The sequence below is a fragment of the Gordonia sp. (in: high G+C Gram-positive bacteria) genome (assembly GCF_047602025.1).
In the GTDB taxonomy this organism is placed as follows: domain Bacteria; phylum Actinomycetota; class Actinomycetes; order Mycobacteriales; family Mycobacteriaceae; genus Gordonia.
On the sequence record NZ_JASGII010000001.1, the window covers coordinates 1,308,786 to 1,329,361 of the forward strand.

Here is a 20,576-nt window from a genome sequence, read left to right on the forward strand (position 1 = left end):
CATTTGCACTGTAGTGCATAATGATTCCATGACGATTTCCGTAGCGGTCGCCGGTGCCTCCGGGTACGCCGGCGGCGAGATCCTGCGCCTGTTGCTGGGGCACCCGCGGGTGCAGTCCGGCGAGGTGACGATCGGGGCGCTCACCGCCGGCGGCAACGCCGGTTCACCGCTGGGGGAGCACCACCCCAATCTGCTCCCGCTGGCCGATCGTGTCCTCCAGGAGACCACCCCGGAGATCCTCGCCGGACACGACGTCGTCTTCCTGGGCCTGCCGCACGGCACGTCGGCCGTGATCGCCGATGCGCTGCCCCCGACGACGCTGATCATCGACTGCGGCGCCGACTTCCGGCTCACCGACGCCGGCGACTGGGAGACCTACTACGGCGGGGAGCACGCCGGTACGTGGCCGTACGGCCTGCCCGAGCTGCCCGGCAACCGGGACAAGCTGTCGGCGGCCACCCGGATCGCCGTACCCGGCTGCTATCCGACGGTGTCGATCCTGTCGCTGTTGCCCGCCCTCGCGACGGGCCTCGTCGACCCGCACGTCACCGTCGTGGCCGTCAGCGGCACGTCGGGCGCCGGCCGGTCGCTCAAAGTCGACCTGCTGGCCTCGGAGGTCATCGGCTCCGCGCGCGCCTACGGCGTCGGCGGCACCCACCGGCACACCCCGGAGATCTCCCAGGCGCTGTCCGAGGCGGCGCAGGCGCCGGTCGCGGTCTCCTTCACCCCGGTGCTCGCGCCGATGGCGCGGGGCATCCTCGCGACCTGCACCGCGCGGACGAGTGCCGACGCGGCCGAGATCCGGGCCGCCTACGAGAAGGCCTACGCCGACGAGCCGTTCGTCCACCTGCTGCCCGAGGGGCGGCTGCCCGCGACGTCGTCGGTGATCGGCTCCAACGCCGTGCAACTCGCGGTCTCGGTCGACGAGAAGGCGGGCACGATGGTCGCCGTCGGCGCCGTCGACAACCTGACCAAGGGCACCGGCGGTGCCGCCGTCCAATCCATGAACCTCGCGCTCGGCTTCGGTGAGACCGAGGGCCTGACCACCGTGGGAGTGGCGCCATGACCGGAAAACATCCCCCGCACACCACCGCGGCCCACCGGCTGTGGCGGACGCAGGGCGTGACCGCTCCGTTGGGCTTCCGCGCCGCCGGCATGCCCGCCGGCATCAAGGCCAACGGCAACTTCGACCTGGCCCTGGTGTTCAACGAGGGCCCCGAGTACGCGGCGGCCGGCGTGTTCACCTCCAACAAGGTGAAAGCGGCGCCGGTGCTGTGGAGCCAGCAGGTGCTCGAGTCGAAGCGGTTGCGGGCGGTCATCCTCAACTCCGGCGGCGCCAACGCGTGCACCGGCCCGGAGGGTTTCGCCGACACCCACAAGACCGCCGAGGCGGTGGCCGAAGCGCTGTCCAACTGGGGTACCGAGACCGGTGCCATCGAGGTCGCCGTCTGCTCGACGGGCCTCATCGGCGACCGGTTGCCGATGGACAAGGTGCTGCCCGGCGTCACCGAGATCGTCCACGAGATGGCCGGCGGGCTGTCCGGCGGTACCGACGCTGCCTACGCGATCATGACCACCGACACCGTGCCCAAGCAGGCCGCCGTGCACCACCACGACGGCTGGAACGTCGGCGGAATGGCCAAGGGCGCCGGCATGCTCGCGCCGTCGTTGGCCACGATGCTCGTCGTGTTGACCACCGACGCCCTCGTCGACGCCGACCAGCTCGACATCGCGCTGCGGCGGGCCACGGCGCGCACCTTCGACCGGCTCGACGTCGACGGTTCCTGCTCCACTAACGACACGGTCCTGCTGTTGTCGTCGGGGGCCAGCCAGATCAAGGTCGCACAGGAGGACCTGGACGCGGCCGTCTTCGCCGCGTGCGACGACCTCGCCGCCCAGCTCATGGCCGACGCCGAGGGCGTGACGAAGCGGGTCGTCGTCGAGGTGGTCGGCGCCACCGACGAGGAGCAGGCGCTGATCGGTGCGCGGACGATTGCCCGCGACTCACTGGTCAAGACCGCGCTCTTCGGCTCCGACCCCAACTGGGGCCGCATCATGGCCGCCGTCGGCATGGCGCCCATCGATCTGGACCCGGACAAGATCGCGGTCTCGTTCAACGGCGCCGAGGTCTGCCGGAACGGCGTCGGCGTGCCCGGTGCGCGCGAGGTGGATCTGTCCGGCGAGGACATCCACCTCCTCGTCGACCTCGGCCTGGGGTCGGGTTTCGCCGCGATCCGCACCACCGACCTCTCGCACGACTACGTCGAAGAGAACTCGGCCTATTCGTCATGAGCAAAGCATTCCAGCGGGCCGACCTGCTCGCCCAGTCCCTGCCCGCGCTGCAGGAGTTGCACGGCGCGACCGTCGTCGTGAAGTACGGCGGCAACGCGATGGTCGACGACAAGCTGAAGGCGGCGTTCGCCGACGACATGGTGCTGCTGCGCGCCTGCGGCATCCACCCCGTCGTGGTGCACGGCGGCGGCCCGCAGATATCGGCGATGCTCGACCGGCTCGGCCTGTCGGGCGAGTTCCGCGGCGGCTTCCGGGTCACCACCCCCGAGGTCATGGACGTCGTGCGGATGGTCCTGTTCGGCCAGGTCGGCCGCGAACTCGTCGGATTGATCAACGCCCGCGGCCCGTACGCGGTCGGCATCACCGGCGAGGACGCCCACCTGTTCACCGCCACCCGGCGGACCGTCCTCGTCGACGGCGAGCAGACCGACATCGGCCTCGTCGGCGACATCACGGCCGTGAATACGTCGGCCGTCGACGACCTGATCGCCGCCGGCCGCATCCCGGTCGTCTCCACCATCGCGCCCGACGCCGACGGCGTGGCGCACAACATCAACGCCGACACCGCGGCGGGCGCACTCGCCGAGGCCCTCGGTGCCGAGCGGCTGGTCATGCTGACCGACGTGCCCGGCCTCTACACGAATTGGCCCGACACGTCGTCGCTCACCAGCCACATCGACGCCGGCGCGCTGGAGCAGCTGTTGCCGTCGTTGGACTCGGGGATGATCCCGAAGATGGAAGCCTGCCTGCGGGCGGTGCGCGGCGGGGTCTCGGCCGCCCACGTCATCGACGGGCGGCAGCCGCATGCCGTCCTCGCGCGGCTCTTGGCCGCCGGCGACGAGGAGCTCGGGACGACCGTCGACGCGGGAGGACGGTCATGAGTACCGCCGACTACCGGGCCCGGTGGGCCGCGTCGATGATGAACAACTACGGGACGCCGGCCATCGCCTTGACGAGCGGCTCGGGCGCCACCGTCACCGACGCCGACGGCAACGAGTACCTCGACCTGCTCGGCGGCATCGCGGTCAACGCGCTCGGCCACGGCCACCCGGCCATCGCCGCGGCGGTGACCGAGCAGATGGCGACCCTGGGCCACGTGTCCAACCTCTACATCGCGCCGCCGGTCGTCGACCTGGCCGAGAAGCTGCTCGACAAGTTCGGCGTCGACGGATCGCGCGTCTTCTTCTGCAACTCGGGCACCGAGGCGAACGAGGCGGCGTTCAAACTCGCCCGACTGACCGGGCGGTCGGGCATCGTCGCGGCCGAGAAGGCGTTCCACGGCCGGACCATGGGCGCGCTCGCGATGACCGGGCAACCGGCGAAGCGGGCACCGTTCGAACCCATGCCGCCCGGCGTGGACTTCGTGCCCTACGGCGACGCTGCGGCACTGGACGCCACCGTCGGCGACGACACCGCCGCCGTCATCCTGGAGCCGATCATGGGGGAGAGCGGCGTGGTCGTGCCGCCGGCCGACTACCTCGCGCACGCCCGCCGGATCACCGCCGAGCGCGGCGCCCTGCTGATCTTCGACGAGGTGCAGACCGGCATCGCCCGGACCGGCGCCTTCTTCGCCCACCAGGGCGCCGGCGTCGTGCCCGACGTCATGACCTTGGCCAAGGGACTGGGCGGGGGCTTCCCGATCGGCGCGGTGATCGCCGGGCCGCGGGCCGCCGACCTGTTCACCCCCGGCCTGCACGGCACGACGTTCGGGGGCAACCCGATGAGCGTCGCCGCGGCCCTCGCGGTACTTGACACGATCGAGCGCGACGGCCTCGTCGAGCACGTCGCCGCCGTCGGCAAGACGCTCGCCACCGGCATCGAAGAACTCGGCCACCCCGCCGTCGACCACGTGCGCGGTTCCGGGCTGTTGCTCGGCGTCGTGCTGCGGGAAGACATCGCCAAGGAGGCCGAGGCCGCCGCCCGTGGCGCCGGGTTCCTCATCAACGCGCCCGACGCGAACGTGCTGCGGCTCGCGCCGCCGCTCATCCTCAGCGAGGAGCAGGCGCGGACGTTCATCGATGCGCTGCCCGTCATCCTCGACCAAGCCCAAGGAGACAACGCATGACCCGCCACTTCCTGCGCGACGACGACCTGACCCCGCAGGAGCAGGCCGAGGTGTTGGCGCTGGCCGCCGAGCTCAAGGTGAACCCGTTCGCGCAGCAGCCGTTGGCCGGCCCCCGCGGCGTCGCGGTGCTGTTCGACAAGAACTCGACGCGCACCCGGTTCTCCTTCGACGTGGGCATCGCCCAACTCGGCGGGCACGCCGTCGTCGTCGACACGAGTTCGACGCAGATGGGCCGCGACGAGACCCTGGCCGACACCGGACGGGTGCTGTCGCGCTTCGTCGACGCCATCGTCTGGCGGACCTTCGGCCAAGAACGGCTCGAGGAGCTCGCCGAGTTCTCGTCGGCCCCCGTGGTCAACGCGCTGTCGGACAGCTTCCATCCGTGCCAGGTGCTCGCGGACCTGCAGACGATCATCGAGCACAAGGGCAAGGCCGCCGGTCTGACCATGACATACCTGGGCGACGGCGCCAACAACATGGCCCACTCGCTCATGCTCGGCGGCGTCACCGCCGGCATGCACGTGCGCGTCAGCGGACCCGCGGGCTTCACGCCCGACGCCGCGATCCTCGCGGCCTCGGTCGAGCGGGCGAAGCTCACCGGCGGGTCGGCGACCGTGATCACCGACCCCGTAGCGGCGGTGACCGGTGCCGACGTCCTGGTCACCGACACCTGGGTGTCGATGGGCCAAGAGGACGACGGCAAGGACCGGGCCGCCCCGTTCCGGCCCTACCAGATCAACGACGAGCTGCTCGGGCACGCCGCCGACGGCGCGATCGTGCTGCACTGTCTGCCCGCGCACCGCGGCGACGAGATCACCGACGCGGTGATGGACGGCCCGGCGAGCGTCGTATTCGACGAGGCGGAGAACCGCCTGCACGCGCAGAAGGCGCTGCTCGTCTGGCTGTTGGCCCACCAGGAGCAGTCGTGAGCACCGCCGAGGTCCGCAGTACGACCCGCGCGGCACGCCACGCCCGGATCGTCGAGATCCTGTCCAGCCGGGCCGTCGGATCACAGACCGAGCTGGCGGCGATCCTCGCCGACCAGGGCGTCGACGTCACCCAGGCGACGCTGTCGCGCGACCTCGACGAGCTCGGCGCGGTGAAGCTGCGCGGCGCCGACGGGGGGCCGTGGGCCTATGTCGTCCCCGAGGACGGCTCACCGGTGCGCGGCGTCGTCGGCGGCACCGACCGTCTCGCCCGGCTGCTGGGGGAGATGCTGGTCGGAACCGACTCGTCGGGCCAGCTCGCGGTCCTGCGCACCCCACCGGGCGCCGCCAACTATCTGGCCAGCGTCCTCGACCGCGCGAGCCTGCCGGAAGTCGTCGGCACGATTGCCGGCGATGACACCATTTTCGTCGCCGCGCGCGAGCCGATGACCGGCGCCGACCTGGTCGCACACCTGGAGAAACTGGTCTGACGACCCGCCTCGCCGACGCGTTCGGCGAGCCAGCACAATAGAAACCGACACACGAGCAGACCGAGGAGCACCACACCCATGACGGAACGCGTCATCCTGGCATATTCCGGAGGTCTCGACACCTCCGTCGCGATCAGCTGGATCGGCAAGGAGACCGGCAAGGAAGTCGTCGCCGTCGCCATCGACCTCGGTCAGGGCGGCGAGGACATGGAGGTCGTACGCCAGCGCGCGATCGACTGCGGCGCCGTCGAGGCGGTCGTCGTCGACGCCCGCGACGAGTTCGCCGACGAGTACTGCCTGCCGACGATCACCGCCAACGCGCTCTACATGGACCGCTACCCGCTGGTCTCGGCGATCAGCCGGCCGCTGATCGTCAAGCACCTCGTGCAGGCGGCCCGCGACCACGGCGGCACCGTCGTGGCCCACGGCTGCACCGGCAAGGGCAACGACCAGGTGCGCTTCGAGGTCGGCTTCAACACCCTCGCGCCCGAGCTCGAGGTCCTCGCCCCGGTCCGCGACTACGCCTGGACCCGGGAGAAGGCGATCGCCTTCGCCGAGGAGAACGCCATCCCGATCAACGTGACCAAGCGCTCGCCGTTCTCGATCGACCAGAACGTGTGGGGCCGGGCCGTCGAGACCGGGTTCCTCGAGGACCTGTGGAACGCCCCGACCAAGGACGTCTACGACTACACCGAGGACCCGACGGTCAACTTCAACGCGCCCGACGAACTTATCCTGAGCTTCGACAAGGGCCGCCCCGTCGCGATCGACGGCAAGCCGGTGTCGGTGCTCGAGGCCATCGAACAGCTCAACAAGCGCGCCGGTGCGCAGGGCGTCGGCCGGCTCGACGTCGTCGAGGACCGCCTCGTCGGCATCAAGAGCCGCGAGATCTACGAGGCCCCCGGGGCGATGGTCCTCATCACCGCGCACGAGGAACTCGAGCACGTGACGCTCGAGCGCGAGCTCGGCCGCTACAAGCGCCACGTCGACCAGAAGTGGTCGGAGCTGGTCTACGACGGCCTCTGGTACTCGCCGCTCAAGGGCGCGCTGGACACCTTCATCGACCACACCCAGGAACACGTCTCCGGCGACATCCGGCTGGTGCTGCACGCCGGTGCGATCATCGTCAACGGCCGCCGGTCCAGCGAGTCGCTCTACGACTTCAACCTCGCCACCTACGACGAGGGCGACACCTTCGACCAGTCGAACGCCAAGGGCTTCGTCCAGCTGCACGGGCTGTCGTCGAAGATCTCGGCGAAGCGTGATCTGGGGCTATGAGCAAGAAGAAGCCGACGACGAACGAGGGCTCGCTCTGGGGCGGGCGGTTCGCCGACGGCCCGGCCGCGGCGATGGCGGCGCTATCCAAGTCGACGCAGTTCGACTGGGTGCTCGCGCCCTTCGACATCGAGGCCTCGAAGGCGCACGCCCGTGTCCTGAACAAGGCGGGGCTGCTCACCGATGACGACCTGACGGCGATGCTGGCCGGCCTGGACCGGCTGGCCGCCGACGTCGCCGACGGCACCTTCGGCCCCGCGGAGTCCGACGAGGACGTGCACGGCGCGCTAGAGCGCGGACTCATCGATCGCGTCGGACCCGAGCTGGGCGGACGCCTGCGCGCCGGGCGCTCCCGCAACGACCAGGTGGCCACGCTGTTCCGGATGTGGCTGCGCGAGGCCTTCCGCCGGGTCGCCGTCGGCGTCGCAGACGTCGCGCAGGCGCTGATCGACCAGGCGCAGGCCCACCCCGACGTCGTCATGGCGGGCAAGACCCACCTGCAGGCGGCCCAGCCGGTCCTGCTCAGCCACCAGTTGCTCGCGCACGTGCACCCGCTGCTGCGGGACCTGGAGCGCCTCGCCGACGCCGACCGGCGGACCGCGGTGTCGCCCTACGGTTCCGGCGCCCTGGCGGGATCGTCGTTGGGGCTCGACCCGGACGCGATCGCGGCCGACCTCGGCTTCGACGGTCCGATGGCCAACTCGATCGACGCCACCGCGTCACGGGACTTCGCCGCGGAGGCGGCCTGGGTGTTCGCGATGATCGCCGTCGACCTGTCGCGCCTGGCCGAAGAGGTCATCGCGTGGAGCACGCCCGAGTTCGGCTACGTGACGCTCGCCGACGCCTGGTCCACGGGCAGCTCGATCATGCCGCAGAAGAAGAACCCGGACGTCGCCGAATTGACCCGCGGGAAGAGCGGTCGGCTGATCGGCAACCTCACCGGCCTGTTGGCCACCCTCAAGGCGCAGCCGCTCGCGTACAACCGCGATCTGCAGGAAGACAAGGAGCCGGTCTTCGACTCGGTGGCCCAACTCGAGATGCTGCTGCCCGCGATCGCCGGCATGGTCGGCACCCTGACCTTCCACGCCGAGCGAATGGCCGAACTGGCGCCCGCCGGGTTCACCCTCGCCACCGACATCGCCGAGTGGCTGGTGCGCCAGGGCGTGCCGTTCCGCGACGCCCACGAGGCGGCCGGGGCCTGCGTCCGGGCCGCCGAGCAGGCCGGGACGGATCTGGCCGGCCTCGACGACGCGACCTTCGCGTCGATCAACCCGGCGCTGACGCCGGCGGTGCGCGACGTGCTCACCGTCCGCGGTTCCATCGAGTCGCGGAGCGCCCACGGCGGCACCGCGCCGTCGGCCGTCGCGGTACAGCTCGACGGTGCGCGGAGCGGCTTGGCGAAGCACCGGCAGCACTGGTCGTAGGACGCGCACCGGGCGGCGGTAGAGTGACCTGAGTCACTGGGGCGCGCAAGGGGAGTCGCGCCCATCGACACCACAGGAGAGTGATGGTCGAGATGCCCAAGAGGATCGGCGGAGCGGTCAACCGCGTGTTGGCGACCGCGCAGAACGGTCTGGAAGTCCTGCGTTTCGGCGGCCTGGAGACCGGGACCGAACCGGCCCCGTACCAGGTCGTCGAGACCGAGAAGATGTTCCGCCTGCGCCGCTACTTCCCGGACGACACGGGCGAGGGGCCGCACGTGATCCTCGTCCACCCGATGATGGTGTCGGCGAACGTCTACGACGTCACGCAGGAGAAGGGCGCCGTTTCGGTGTTGCACCGGCACGGCATCACGCCGTGGGTCGTCGACTTCGGCTCGCCCGACCAACAAGAGGGCGGCATGGAGCGCACCCTCGCCGACCACATCGTCGCGCTGTCCCGCGTCGTCGACGTCGTGCGGGAGGCCACCGGTCGCGACGTCCACCTCGCCGGCTACTCGCAGGGCGGCATGTTCGTCTACCAGTGCGCGGCCTATCGGCAGTCGAAGGGCATCGCCAGCGTCATCACCTTCGGGTCGCCGGTCGACGTCCTCGCGGCGCTGCCGCTCGGCCTGCCCGCCGGAATCGTCGCACCCGGTGCCGAGCTGCTCGCCGACAAGGTGTTCCCGCACATCTCCATCCCCGGCTGGTTGGCCCGCACCGGCTTCCAGATGCTTGACCCGGTCAAAACCGCGCGCAGCCGCCTGGACTTCCTGCGCCAGCTGCACGACCGCGACGCGCTGCTCCCGCGGGAGGACCAGCGCCGGTTCCTCGAGGCCGAGGGCTGGGTCGCGTGGTCGGGTCCGGCCATCGCCGAGCTGCTGCGCCAATTCGTCTCGCACAACCGCATGGTGTCCGGCGGCTTCGTCATCGACGGCGACCTGGTGACCCTCGCCGAGATCACCTGCCCGGTGCTGGCGTTCGTCGGCGAGGCGGACGACATCGGCCAGCCCGCCGCCGTCCGCGGCATCAAGCGCGCCGCCCCGAAGGCCGACGTCTACGAGTCGCGGCTGCCGGTCGGCCACTTCGGCCTCGTCGTCGGCTCGGTCGCCGGCACGCAGACCTGGCCGACGACATCGGAGTGGATCCGCTGGCAGGACGGTTCGGGGGAGAAGCCCGCGGCCGTCGAGCCGATGGATGAGAACGCCACCGGGCCGGGCACCGGCGTCACGCTGTCGTCGCGCGTGACCCACGGCCTGGGCGCGGTCGCCGACGCGGGCGCAGCGGTCGGCAAGGAGGTGATCGACTCGGCGTCGTCGGTGCAGCGGACCACGCGCGCCATCGCGGCCGAGTCGGTGCGCACCGTGCCGCGCCTGTTCCGGCTCGGCCAGATCGGCCCCAACACGCGGATCTCCCTCGGCAAACTGATGTCGGAGAACAATCGGCGCGCCCGGGACAAGGAGCTGTTCCTCTTCGAGAACCGCGTCCTCACCCACGAACAGGTCAACACTCGCATCGACAACGTCGTCGCCGGACTGATCTCCTGCGGCATCCGGCCCGGACAGCGGGTCGGCGTGCTGATGGACACTCGCCCCAGTGCGCTGGTCGTCGTCGCAGCGCTGTCGCGGCTCGGTGCCGTCGGGGTCCTGCTCACCACCGACCTGGGCGTCGCCGAGGCGATCGCGTCCACCGAGACGCGGGTGGTGATCACCGACCCCAACCACCTGGAGATCGCCCGCGAGCACTGCGGCAAGGTGTTGGTCCTCGGTGGCGGCAGCGGCGACACCCGCACCCTCGAGGCGGCCGACGGCGACCGGGTCGTCGACATGGAGCAGATCGACCCCGCGGCCGTCGAGATCCCGTCCTGGTACCGGCCCGATCCGGGGCTGGCGGGCGACCTCGCGTTCATCCTGTTCACGCGCGGTGCGATGTTCGACCTCACGCCCTGGCCGGTGACCAACCACCGCTTCGCCATCTCCGCTTTCGGCGCGGCATCGGCGGCGGGCTTGACCAACAACGACACGGTCTACTGCCTGCCGCCGCTGAGCCACCCGTCGGGTCTGCTGACGACCCTGGGCGCGACCCTCGTCGGCCGCTCGCGGATCGCGCTTTCCAACGGCGTCGACGCCGAGACGTTCAGCACCGAGGTGGCGCGCTACGGAATCACCGTCGTCTCCTACACCTGGACGATGATGCGCAACGTCGTGCGCGATCCGAAGTTCGAGATCAATCCGCACAACCCGATCCGCCTCTTCATGGGATCGGGCATGCCCGCCGGACTGTGGTCGGAGGTCGTCGACTCCTTCCCGAAGGCACACGTCCTGGAGTTCTTCGCCACCGCCGACGGATCGGCGATCCTGGGCAACGTCTCCGGCGAGAAGCTGGGCGCCATGGGTCGTCCGCTGCCGGAGACCTCGCCCGTTCGCATCGCGGCGATCGACGCGGAGAGCGAGACGCTGCGCGTCGGCGCGGGCGGCTACATCGAGGAGACGGCTCCCGGCGAGGTCGGCGTGCTGCTCTCGGGCGCACGTCAGCGGTTCGGTGCGAACAGCGCCGTGCTCCTCGACGTCTTCAGCGCACACGACCGCTGGGAGGTGTCGAACCACCTGTTCCGCACCGACGCCGACCGCGACCTCTGGTACATGGGTGCCATCCCGTCCGTCGTCACGTCGAAGGATGGCCCGGTGTACCGGCCGCCGATCGAGCAGGCGCTGTCGATGATGAAGGGTGTCGACTTGGCGGCCGTGTACCGCGCGACGGTCGGCGGCGGCGTCGAGGAGGGCGGCGACGATCTGGCCGTGGCCGCGATCTCGTTGCGCGAGGGTCAGGAGGCGTCCCTCACGGTGACGTCGTTGCGGACCGCACTGGGCGGACTGCCCGCCGAGGAGCGCCCACACCTGATCCGCGTCGTCGACGAGATCCCGGTCAGCGAGTCCTATCGACCACTCACCGGGGCGTTGGCCGCCGAGGGCGTGCCGAAGCCGGGCACGCGGGTCTGGTACCGCGACGAGGAAGGCCGCTACCGTCGATTCACCAAGGCCGTCGCGGCCGAACGAGGGTGGGTCTAGCGGGCCGCTAGAGTGGTCCCCATGTCTCGCGCTGCTGATATCGACCCGGTCGTCCGCGAGCGGCTCGTCTGCCCGACCGATCACGGACCGCTGCTCGACGCCGGCGACGAGCTGTACAACCCGCGCCTGCGCATCGCCTACCGCATCGACGAGGACGGCATCCCGGTGATGCTCGCCGACGAGGCGCGCAAGGTCGACGACGACGAGCACGCCGCGATCACCGGCGGTTCGGCGCGGTGAGCGCCACCGACATCGTCGAGGAGCTGCAGTGGCGGGACCTGATCGCCGCCTCCACCGACCTCGACGCGCTGCGCGAGCACCTCGCCGACGGATCGGTCACGCTGTACGCCGGGTTTGACCCGACGGCCGCCAGCCTGCACGCCGGGCACCTCGTACCGCTGCTGACCCTGCGCCGCTTCCAGGAGGCGGGCCACCGCCCGATCGTGCTGGCGGGCGGGGCGACCGGCCTCATCGGCGACCCCCGCGACGTCGGCGAGCGGACGATGAACACGACCGACACCGTCGCTGAATGGGCCGACCGGATCGGCGGGCAGCTGCGACGGTTCGTCCGACTCGAGGGCGTCGACAACGCCGCGGTCGTCGTCAACAACATGGAGTGGACCGGCGAGCTGAGCGCGCTGGACTTCCTGCGCGACATCGGCAAGCACTTCTCGGTGAACGTGATGCTCGCGCGCGAGACCGTCAAGCGGCGGTTGGAGAGCGACGGCATCAGCTACACCGAGTTCAGCTACCTGCTGCTGCAGTCGAACGACTTCGTCGAGCTGAACCGGCGGTACGGCTGCACGCTGCAGATCGGTGGCTCGGACCAGTGGGGCAACATCATCGGCGGCGTCGATCTGGCCCGCCGGCTCGACGGCACGTCGCTGCACGCCATGACCGTGCCGCTGGTGACATCTTCCGACGGCAAGAAGTTCGGCAAGTCGACCGGTGGTGGCAGCCTGTGGCTCGATCCGGAGCTCACGCCGCCGTACGCCTGGTACCAGTACTTTGTGAACACGGCCGACGCCGACGTCGTCCGCTACCTCAAGTGGTTCACCTTCCTGGGCCGCGACGAGATCGCCGAGCTGGCGGCCGCCACGACGGAGAAGCCCCACCTGCGTCTGGCGCAGAAGCGCCTCGCGGCCGAGATGACGACGATGATCCACGGCGCCGACCAGACGGCCGCGGTCGAGCAGGCCAGTGCCGCGCTCTTCGGACGCGGCGAACTCGACGGCCTCGACGAGCCGACGGTCGCCGCCGCACTCGGCGAGACGACGTTGGCGGAGTACGACGCCGGCGCCGCTCCGACGATCGTCGAGCTGTTGGTGGACAGCGGCCTTGCCGAATCGAACAAGGCCGCGCGCCGGACGATCGGGGAGGGCGGCGCGTACGTCAACAACGCCAAGATCTCCGACGACACCTGGACGCCCGCGCCGGGCGACCTCCTCCACGACCGCTGGCTGGTGCTGCGGCGGGGCAAGAAGACCTTCGCCGGTGCCCGCTTCGGCGCACGGAGGGGATAGTCGATGACCGCACGCGACAACCAGCGACGGGACAACAGGGCGGCCGAGCCGCCCCTGCCCGACGACCTCACCGCCGGCGACCTCGACCCCGAGGTGCGCCGCGACTTGCGCACCCTCGACAAGGCCACCGCCGACACCGTCGCCCGCCATCTGGTGATGGTCGGCCGACTGGCCGCCGACGACCCGGAACAGGCGCTGGCACACGCCCGCGCCGCGCGCGGTCGGGCGAGCCGTATCGGCGTCGTCCGGGAAACCGCGGGCATCGCGGCCTACCACGCCGGTGAGTGGCACGAGGCCCTCAGTGAGCTCCGCGCGGCGCGGCGTATCCTGGGCGGGACCGTGCTGCTGCCGTTGATTGCCGACTGTGAGCGCGGCCTGGGCCGCCCAGAGCGAGCCCTCGAGATCGCCCGCGGGGACGATGCTCGCTCGCTGCCCGCCGAAGAGCGGATCGAGATGCTGATCGTCGAGGCCGGCGCCCGGATCGACCTGGGCGAGGCCGACAAGGCGGTGGTGACCCTGCAGGCCGCCGATCTCACGCCCGGTCAGACCGGCCAGGAGGCCACCCGTCTCTACTACGCCTACGCCGAGGCCCTCCTGGCGGCCGGTCGTCACGACGACGCCATCACCTGGTTCATGAACGCCGCTGCCGCCGATGTCGACGACCTGACCGACGCCGAGCTGCGCTTGGTCGACCTCACCGACGGCGGCGATCCCGATTCGTCGACCGTGCCCGAAACCTCGCCGAGCGTGCCCGAAGATTCGCCGAGCGTGCCCGAGAATTCGCCGAGCGTGCCCGCACTCGCCGACGGCTACGACGGCTTGTTGCTCGATCTGGACGGCACGGTGTTCGCCGGCCACGAACCGCTGCCGGGGGCCGTCGAGGCGATTGCCGCGCTGCGTTCGGACCAGGTGCGCTACGTGACCAACAACGCGAGTCGACGGCCGGCCGAAGTCGCCGCCCACCTGCGCGACCTCGGTTTCGACGCCACCGCGGAGCAGGTGGTGACCAGCGCCCAGGCCGGTGCCCGACTAGCAGCGCGACAGGTGCCAGCCGGTTCGACGGTCCTCGTCGTCGGCACCGACGGCTTGGCCGCCGAGGTGGCGGAAGTTGGCCTCGTGCCGACGCGCACGGCCGACGACAAGCCGAGTGCCGTCATCCAGGGTCACTCGCCGGACACCGGTTGGGCGGCGCTGTCGGAGGCCGCGCTCGCGGTCGCCGCCGGAGCGACCTGGGTGGCCACCAACGTCGACACGACGCTGCCCAACGAGCGGGGGCTGTTGGTCGGCAACGGATCGATGGTGGCCGCGGTCGCCTCCGCCACCAAGGCGACGCCGATCGTCGCGGGCAAGCCCGCGCCGCCGCTGCTGAACGACGCGGTCGACAGCGTCGGTGCGCGCAAGCCCCTCGTCGTCGGCGACCGCCTCGACACCGACATCGAGGGCGCGAACGCCGTCAACGCCGACAGCCTGATGGTGTTGACCGGGGTCAGCTCGCTGAGCGACGTCCTGGCGGCACCCGCCGAGCGTCGACCCACCCACATCGGCACCGGGCTGCGCGCCCTGCTCGCACCGGAATCGGCCAGCGCGATCGCCGGCGACCATCCGTGGACCGTGGCGGTGAACGACAGCCGGATCAGCATCAAGCGCTCCGCGGAGGGCGCTCCGCCCGTGACGGCGGTACCGGCGCTCGTGGCCGCGGTGTGGTCCGTCGGCCTCACGCCGGCGCAGGTCGCCGAAATCGCGGTGACCTCGGACGATCCGGCGGTGACCGGACTGCTGCGCGGCCTCGGCGTCGGCTAGCGTGGAGGGCACTATGACGAACCCTGAGCCCACCGCGGGCGCGCCGAAGCCCGGCGATCACCTTCCCGGTACCGGCGGCCCGACGTCGGTGTCGCCGGAGGACGTCGTCGACGCGATCAACGAGATGCTCGAGAAGCTCGACGAGGTCGGCCGGCACGCCGCGCACCCGGCCGCGGGCGAGCCGATGTCGGCCGAGCAGCTCGCCGCGCTGGACCGCCAGGCAGATCTGCTCGAGCGGGCGCACCGCGTGCTCGCCGACGCCCTGGCAGCGATCGACCACTCCTGACCCATGGCACCGCGGGCCCGACTGGATGCCGAGCTGGTGCGGCGGGGGCTGGCCCGCTCGCGCGAGCACGCCAGCGCCCTGATCGCCGCCGGTGAGGTCAGCGTCAACGGCACCCCGGCGACGAAACCGGCGACGAACGTCGGCAGGGACACGCCCATCGTCGTCAAACCCCAGGCCGAACAGTGGGCGTCGCGCGGGGCCCACAAGCTCATCGGAGCGCTCGACGCGTTCGAGCCGCAGGGCCTGACGGTCGACGGCCGACGCTGCCTGGACGCCGGTGCCTCCACCGGCGGATTCACCGATGTGCTGTTGCGCCGCGGGGCGCGGGAGGTCGTGGCCGTCGACGTCGGCTACGGCCAACTCGTCTGGCGACTGCAGGCCGACGACCGCGTGCACGTCCACGACCGCACGAACGCCCGGTCGCTCACACCCGGCGACATCGGCGGCCCGGTCGACCTCACCGTCTCCGACCTGTCATTCATCTCGCTCAAGCTCGTCCTGCCCGCCATGGCCGCCTGCACCCGACCGGGCGGCGACCTCGTGCCGATGGTCAAGCCGCAGTTCGAGGTGGGCAAGGACCGTGTCGGCGCCGGCGGTGTCGTGCGCGATCCGGCCCTGCGCGCCGACGCTGTCCTCGGTGTGGCCCGCTGGGCCGCCGCATTGGGCTTGCAGGTGCGCGACGCAGGCTTCTCGCCGCTGCCCGGGCCGTCCGGGAACGTCGAATACTTCCTGTGGCTCACCCGCCGGTGCGACGACGACGAACTGGCGGCGCGCAGGGAGCGGTTGCCCATCGATCTGTCGGCCCCCACAGATACGCTGGTGGGCAGCGAAGACGGCTTCGACGACAGCGGCGTGCGCGACCTGATCGACACGGTCGTGGCGCGGGGGCCGCAATGACGCAGGGGAGCGAGCGAGTGCAGCAACGCGAGGGTCAGGGCGACCGGGTCTTCCTGGTCGTCGCCCACACGGGCCGGGACCAGGTGGCACCCACCCTGGAGGCCATCGCTCGACAGTGCGGGGCGAACGGCATCGAACTGCGCCTGGTGGATTCGGACACTCGCGAGGACGCGCGGGCCGACGTCGACGTCGATCGGCTGCGCGAATTGGGCGCGACGGTCACCCGCGTCGAGCACGGCGACGGCGCGGCCCTCGGGTGCGAGGTGGTGATCGCCCTCGGCGGTGACGGCACCTTCCTGCGCGCCGCCGAGTTCGCCCAGCCGGCCGAGGTGCCCGTCATCGGCATCAACCTCGGCCACATCGGCTTCCTCGCCGAGGCGGAGGCCGGCTCCATCGACGACGTGATGACGCGGCTCGTCGACGGCGACTACACGGTCGAACCGCGCATGACGCTCGACGTCACCCTGGTCGGCGCCGACGGCACCACCATCCTGCACACTTGGGCGCTCAACGAGGTCGTCGTGCAGAACGATTCGCACCGGGGCGTGCTGGAAGTCGTCACCGAGGTCGACGGCCGCCCGGTCTCGGCCTTCGGCGCCGACGGTGTGCTCGTCGCGACGCCGACGGGCTCGACCGCCTACGCGTTCTCGGCCGGCGGACCGGTGATGTGGCCGGACCTCGAGGCCATCCTCGTCGTGCCCAACAACGCACACGCCCTGTTCGCCCGCCCGATGGTCACCTCGCCGCACTCCCGAGTCGCTGTGGAGGTCGAGGCCGGGGGACAGGCCGCGGTCGCCGTCTGCGACGGCCGGCGTTCGGGCGCGGTTCCGCCGGGCGCCCGGGTCGAGGTCGTGCGCAGTGAGCGATCGGTCCGCTGGGTCCGCATCGACGCCGAGCCGTTCACCGACCGCCTCGTGACCAAGTTCAACCTGCCGGTCACCGGGTGGCGCGGACGCTCGGGCCGCCCCGCGGGACCGGGCAAGGGGAGGCGCGCCTGATGCTGGAGGAGTTGACGATCACCGGGCTGGGGGTGCTGGAGAACGCCTCCGCCGAGTTCGCCCCCGGCTTCACCGTGCTGACCGGTGAGACCGGCGCCGGCAAGACCATGGTCGTGACCAGCCTGCACCTGCTGTCGGGTGCGCGCTCAGATGCGAGTCGGGTCCGCGCCGGGCACGACAAGGCCGTCGTCGAGGGCCGCTTCCGGCTGCCCGAAGGGGACGGCGAGATCGCGCAGATCCTCGACTCGGCCGGCGCCGAGGCCGACGAGGGTTCGCTGATCGCGGTGCGCGCGGTGGGCGCCGACGGCCGCTCCCGGGCACACCTGGGCGGCCGCTCCGTGCCGGTCGGCGTGCTGGGCCAGGCCGTCAGCGGGATGCTGACCATCCACGGCCAGAACGACCAACTGCGCCTGTTGCGCGCCGACCAGCAGCGGGCGGCGCTCGACCGGTTTGCCGGACCGCCCGTCGCGACGGCGCTCGACGACTATCGGCGCGCGCGGCAGGCGTGGATCACCCTGGCCGACGAACTCGCCGAGCGTCGCGCGAGCTCCTATGAACTCGCCCAGGAGGCCGACCGCCTGCGCTTCGCCGTGCAGGAGCTCGCGGCCGTCGACCCCCAGCCGGGGGAGGACGTCGCGCTGACCGCGACGATCAAGCGATTGACCGACCTGGAGACGGTGCGCACCGCCGGGGCCCGCGCCCACGCGCTGACCGCGGGCGAGGGGGGTGATGCCGACGGCGTCATCGCCGAACTCGGCCAGGTGCGCTCACTGTTGGAGTCCTCCGGCGACGACGCACTCGAAGCCCTGCTGCCGCGGGTGCGTGAGGCGCTGGCCGTGGTCACCGACCTCGCTGCCGAGCTGTCCGGCATCATCGCGGGCCTGCCCGCCGACGCCGCCGAACTGGACCAACTGCTGGTCCGCCAGGGCGAACTCAAGGCGCTGACGCGCAAGTACGCGCCCGACGTGGACGGTGTCCGGCAGTGGTGGGAGCGGGCCCGCGCCCGACTCGCCGAGATCGACGACCCGGCCGAGTCCATCGACGAGCTGGCCGCTTCGGTCGACGCCGCCGCCGCCGAGGTGTCGCGCGCGGCGAAGGCCGTGCGGGAGTTGCGCGCCGCGGCGGCCGAGAAGCTCGCCCTCCGGGTGACCGAGGAGCTCGACGGCCTAGCCATGGGCGGTGCCGCGCTCCGGGTCACCGTGAGCCCGGACCGCGCGGAGGAGGCCGCCGGTCGCCGCGTGCTCCCCGTGGACGGCGAAACCTGCCAGGTGGCGGCCGACGGAGCCGACGTCGTCGAGTTCGCCCTCGTCCCGCACCCCGACTCCGCGCCGTTGCCGATCGCCAAGTCGGCCTCCGGCGGCGAGCTGTCGCGCGTGATGCTCGCGCTCGAGGTCGTGCTCGCCGCACCCGACGGCGGGTCGGTCATGGTCTTCGACGAGGTCGACGCCGGCGTCGGCGGGCGCGCTGCGGTGGAGATCGGCCGTCGGTTGGCGCGGCTGGCGCAGGGGCACCAGGTCATCGTCGTCACCCATCTGCCGCAGGTCGCCGCGTTCGCCGATCACCACGTCGTCATCGGCAAGGAGACGAGCGGCCGGACCAGCTCGGTGCGCACCCTTGACGGGGATGAGCGGGTCGCTGAATTGGCGCGCATGCTCGCCGGCCTGGGCGACACCGACACCGGCCGAGCACATGCCGAAGAGCTGTTGCAGACTGCGCAATCGGAGAAGCGCGGATAAAACGGCTGGGTTCCGAATTGGTAACCCTCAATGGGTGAATGCTGTTCCGACTCCACAAATCGGACCGTGCGGCGTTAGTCTGTTGTGCATGGATGTGACGCAAGGTGCTGCAGAGAACCTGGGTCCTGCGCAGCCGGACAAGATGACCGTCGGCCTGCACCAGGAGTATCTGACCGCTAAGACGCGCGAAGTGGTCACCGGGATCGCCCAGGTCCGGACGTCGGTGGTCACCGAGAGCGAAGAGCTCACCGTGCCGGTCAGCCGCGAGGTGGTCGAGGTCGACCGCGTCGCCGTCGACGACCGCGAGGTAGATGAGATGCCGACCCCGTACTGGGATGGCGACACGCTCGTAGTCCCGGTCGTCGAGGAAGAGATCGTCGTCGTCAAGAAGCTGGTTGTGCGCGAGGAAGTGCGCATCACCCGCCAGCGCAAGACCAAGAACGTCCACGTCGACGGCGAGGTTCGCCGGCAGCGCGTCGACGTCGTCCAGGTCGATCCCCACCACCGGGTGCGCGCGGAGATTCCGATTGACCCGCAAACGCAGACGAATACCGGAAATCGGAGCCGAACCCGTAACAGCTAGGGTTGGATTCGGGATATACACGCCGCCAGTCGAATTCGCGACGATAGTGGTGAACTGCTCTTAACGGAGGGAATGCGAAATGATTGTCACTTTCGCCGGGTACGACATCAAGGTCGGCACCCCGGTGGTCTCTCGCGACGGCGCCGAGGTCGGCACCGTGGCGGACACCCAGGGCGCGGATCTGGTGGTTGACGTCCACAACAACGCAGCCAGCATGCTGCTCGCGGAGAGCGGTGTGGCTGCGTTCGAGCCGGACTTCATCCGCCTCGACCTGACGGCGGCGAAAGTGGCGGCGGGCGAGTGGCTGACCGCCGACGGCTCACCGGCCGCGGCTCCCGAGCCCGCCCCGGCCCCGGTGCCCGAACCCGTACCGACCCCGGCCCCCGCCCCTGCGCCGACTCCGCCGCCGGCGCCCGCACCGACTCCGCCGCCGGCCCCCGCACCGACGCCGGCCCCGGCTCCCGCCGCTGCGGCCCCCGCACCGGTTACCAGCGAGCCCGCACGAACCGTCGAATTGCACGCCGAGGACCTCGTCGCGGCAAAGCGGGAGGTGCCGACCGGCATCGTCAAGGTGCACAAGAAGGTCGTCGTCGACAACGCATCGCTCGATGTGGACGTCTTTGAGGAGAAGTTGACCGTGAACCGTACCGAGTTGAATGACGACGTGGTCGACCCGAACTACTCCTTCGAGGAGGGTGTGTTCGAGATCGAACTGCGCGGTGAAGAGGTCGAGGTCGGCAAGCGCGTCCGCCGCATCGGCCAGGTCGAGTTCGGCAAGGAGCGCCAGGCGCGCACCCAGCGTGTGACGGGTCAGACCCGCCGCGAGGAACTCGAGTTCGACGAGCAGCCCTACGGCGGCGCAGCTGCCACCTGGGTCTTCAACGGCCAGACCGTGCCGGTGCCCGTCGGTGCACACCTCCCGCTGGCGAACAAGGCGCAGCCCGAGGGCTACCCGATCAAGGGCAACGCGGACTCCGGACTGTTCCACACGCCGAAGTCGCGCGCCTACGCCGCGACGATTCCGGAGATCTGGTTCGCCACCGAGGCCGACGCCGAGGCGGCCGGCTTCAAGAAGTACGAGTAGTACCGCAGTAAATCTCACGCAGCGGCCCGGACCGAAAGGTTCGGGCCGCTGTCGTTTGTGCTCGAAAAGTGCGGAGACAACCCGAGTTCAGGCTCGATACGCGTGAGAAAATTGTGACAAAAGTGATTGGTGTT

At 70.9% G+C, this 20,576-nt stretch carries 18 protein-coding genes; all 18 read left to right on the plus strand.

Annotated features, from left to right (window positions below; translation table 11 throughout):
• The first annotated feature begins 28 nt into the window (after window positions 1-28).
• A complete protein-coding gene (argC, locus tag QM728_RS06505; protein WP_415031222.1) occupies window positions 29-1,066 on the plus strand; it encodes an N-acetyl-gamma-glutamyl-phosphate reductase in 1,038 nt (345 codons plus the stop codon).
• Entirely contained in the window at window positions 1,063-2,292 is a 1,230-nt protein-coding gene (argJ, locus tag QM728_RS06510; protein ID WP_415031223.1) for a bifunctional glutamate N-acetyltransferase/amino-acid acetyltransferase ArgJ, read from the plus strand. Before argC ends, argJ begins: the two co-directional genes overlap by 4 nt.
• Window positions 2,289-3,173 (plus strand): acetylglutamate kinase, encoded by an 885-nt coding sequence (gene argB / locus QM728_RS06515; RefSeq protein WP_415031224.1) that lies wholly within the window; start codon window positions 2,289-2,291, stop codon window positions 3,171-3,173. Before argJ ends, argB begins: the two co-directional genes overlap by 4 nt.
• Entirely contained in the window at window positions 3,170-4,357 is a 1,188-nt protein-coding gene (locus QM728_RS06520; RefSeq protein ID WP_415031225.1) for an acetylornithine transaminase, read from the plus strand. The genes argB and QM728_RS06520 overlap by 4 nt, the downstream gene beginning before the upstream one ends.
• Window positions 4,354-5,286, plus strand: coding sequence for an ornithine carbamoyltransferase (gene argF / locus QM728_RS06525; RefSeq protein WP_415031226.1), 933 nt, complete (start codon window positions 4,354-4,356; stop codon window positions 5,284-5,286). The genes QM728_RS06520 and argF overlap by 4 nt, the downstream gene beginning before the upstream one ends.
• Window positions 5,283-5,774, plus strand: coding sequence for an arginine repressor (locus QM728_RS06530; protein ID WP_415031227.1), 492 nt, complete (start codon window positions 5,283-5,285; stop codon window positions 5,772-5,774). Before argF ends, QM728_RS06530 begins: the two co-directional genes overlap by 4 nt.
• Window positions 5,775-5,852: 78 nt before the next feature.
• Entirely contained in the window at window positions 5,853-7,052 is a 1,200-nt protein-coding gene (locus QM728_RS06535) for an argininosuccinate synthase (RefSeq protein ID WP_415031228.1), read from the plus strand.
• Window positions 7,049-8,473 carry an argininosuccinate lyase gene (argH, locus tag QM728_RS06540; protein ID WP_415031229.1) on the plus strand — a complete coding sequence of 475 codons (1,425 nt, stop codon included), beginning with the start codon at window positions 7,049-7,051 and terminating at the stop codon, window positions 8,471-8,473. Before QM728_RS06535 ends, argH begins: the two co-directional genes overlap by 4 nt.
• A gap of 92 nt (window positions 8,474-8,565) precedes the next feature.
• Window positions 8,566-11,535 (plus strand): AMP-binding protein, encoded by a 2,970-nt coding sequence (locus QM728_RS06545; RefSeq protein WP_415031230.1) that lies wholly within the window; start codon window positions 8,566-8,568, stop codon window positions 11,533-11,535.
• Between the two features lie 21 nt (window positions 11,536-11,556).
• Window positions 11,557-11,775, plus strand: a complete 219-nt coding sequence (locus QM728_RS06550) for a Trm112 family protein (RefSeq protein WP_415031231.1) — start codon at window positions 11,557-11,559, stop codon at window positions 11,773-11,775.
• On the plus strand, window positions 11,772-13,058 hold the full coding sequence (gene tyrS, locus QM728_RS06555) for a tyrosine--tRNA ligase (protein WP_415031232.1): 1,287 nt from the start codon (window positions 11,772-11,774) through the stop codon (window positions 13,056-13,058). The genes QM728_RS06550 and tyrS overlap by 4 nt, the downstream gene beginning before the upstream one ends.
• A 3-nt stretch (window positions 13,059-13,061) precedes the next feature.
• Entirely contained in the window at window positions 13,062-14,858 is a 1,797-nt protein-coding gene (locus QM728_RS06560) for an HAD-IIA family hydrolase (RefSeq protein ID WP_415031233.1), read from the plus strand.
• A gap of 13 nt (window positions 14,859-14,871) precedes the next feature.
• Complete coding sequence (locus QM728_RS06565) at window positions 14,872-15,144, plus strand: hypothetical protein (RefSeq protein ID WP_415031234.1); 273 nt, start codon at window positions 14,872-14,874, stop codon at window positions 15,142-15,144.
• Between the two features lie 3 nt (window positions 15,145-15,147).
• Window positions 15,148-16,041 carry a TlyA family RNA methyltransferase gene (locus QM728_RS06570; protein ID WP_415031235.1) on the plus strand — a complete coding sequence of 298 codons (894 nt, stop codon included), beginning with the start codon at window positions 15,148-15,150 and terminating at the stop codon, window positions 16,039-16,041.
• On the plus strand, window positions 16,038-17,039 hold the full coding sequence (locus QM728_RS06575) for an NAD kinase (RefSeq protein ID WP_415031236.1): 1,002 nt from the start codon (window positions 16,038-16,040) through the stop codon (window positions 17,037-17,039). The genes QM728_RS06570 and QM728_RS06575 overlap by 4 nt, the downstream gene beginning before the upstream one ends.
• A complete protein-coding gene (gene recN / locus QM728_RS06580) occupies window positions 17,039-18,775 on the plus strand; it encodes a DNA repair protein RecN (RefSeq protein ID WP_415031237.1) in 1,737 nt (578 codons plus the stop codon). Before QM728_RS06575 ends, recN begins: the two co-directional genes overlap by 1 nt.
• 88 nt (window positions 18,776-18,863) lie before the next feature.
• Window positions 18,864-19,358, plus strand: a complete 495-nt coding sequence (locus QM728_RS06585) for a YsnF/AvaK domain-containing protein (RefSeq protein ID WP_415031238.1) — start codon at window positions 18,864-18,866, stop codon at window positions 19,356-19,358.
• 79 nt (window positions 19,359-19,437) lie between these two features.
• The gene (locus tag QM728_RS06590; RefSeq protein WP_415031239.1) at window positions 19,438-20,442 is read left to right on the plus strand and encodes a YsnF/AvaK domain-containing protein; all 1,005 of its coding nucleotides are present in this window, start codon (window positions 19,438-19,440) and stop codon (window positions 20,440-20,442) included.
• The last annotated feature ends 134 nt before the right edge of the window (window positions 20,443-20,576 follow it).

What these genes read in the sequence shown, in the direction of transcription:
- QM728_RS06590 (WP_415031239.1), top strand. Translation starts at nt 19,438, where the DNA reads ATGATTGTCACTTTCGCCGGGTACGACATCAAGGTCGGCACCCCGGTG.
- argH (WP_415031229.1), top strand. Translation starts at nt 7,049, where the DNA reads ATGAGCAAGAAGAAGCCGACGACGAACGAGGGCTCGCTCTGGGGCGGG.
- argB (WP_415031224.1), top strand. Translation starts at nt 2,289, where the DNA reads ATGAGCAAAGCATTCCAGCGGGCCGACCTGCTCGCCCAGTCCCTGCCC.
- QM728_RS06545 (WP_415031230.1), top strand. Translation starts at nt 8,566, where the DNA reads ATGCCCAAGAGGATCGGCGGAGCGGTCAACCGCGTGTTGGCGACCGCG.
- QM728_RS06585 (WP_415031238.1), top strand. Translation starts at nt 18,864, where the DNA reads ATGGATGTGACGCAAGGTGCTGCAGAGAACCTGGGTCCTGCGCAGCCG.
- recN (WP_415031237.1), top strand. Translation starts at nt 17,039, where the DNA reads ATGCTGGAGGAGTTGACGATCACCGGGCTGGGGGTGCTGGAGAACGCC.
- QM728_RS06565 (WP_415031234.1), top strand. Translation starts at nt 14,872, where the DNA reads ATGACGAACCCTGAGCCCACCGCGGGCGCGCCGAAGCCCGGCGATCAC.
- QM728_RS06520 (WP_415031225.1), top strand. Translation starts at nt 3,170, where the DNA reads ATGAGTACCGCCGACTACCGGGCCCGGTGGGCCGCGTCGATGATGAAC.
- QM728_RS06560 (WP_415031233.1), top strand. Translation starts at nt 13,062, where the DNA reads ATGACCGCACGCGACAACCAGCGACGGGACAACAGGGCGGCCGAGCCG.
- QM728_RS06575 (WP_415031236.1), top strand. Translation starts at nt 16,038, where the DNA reads ATGACGCAGGGGAGCGAGCGAGTGCAGCAACGCGAGGGTCAGGGCGAC.
- argF (WP_415031226.1), top strand. Translation starts at nt 4,354, where the DNA reads ATGACCCGCCACTTCCTGCGCGACGACGACCTGACCCCGCAGGAGCAG.
- argJ (WP_415031223.1), top strand. Translation starts at nt 1,063, where the DNA reads ATGACCGGAAAACATCCCCCGCACACCACCGCGGCCCACCGGCTGTGG.
- QM728_RS06535 (WP_415031228.1), top strand. Translation starts at nt 5,853, where the DNA reads ATGACGGAACGCGTCATCCTGGCATATTCCGGAGGTCTCGACACCTCC.
- QM728_RS06570 (WP_415031235.1), top strand. Translation starts at nt 15,148, where the DNA reads ATGGCACCGCGGGCCCGACTGGATGCCGAGCTGGTGCGGCGGGGGCTG.
- argC (WP_415031222.1), top strand. Translation starts at nt 29, where the DNA reads ATGACGATTTCCGTAGCGGTCGCCGGTGCCTCCGGGTACGCCGGCGGC.
- QM728_RS06550 (WP_415031231.1), top strand. Translation starts at nt 11,557, where the DNA reads ATGTCTCGCGCTGCTGATATCGACCCGGTCGTCCGCGAGCGGCTCGTC.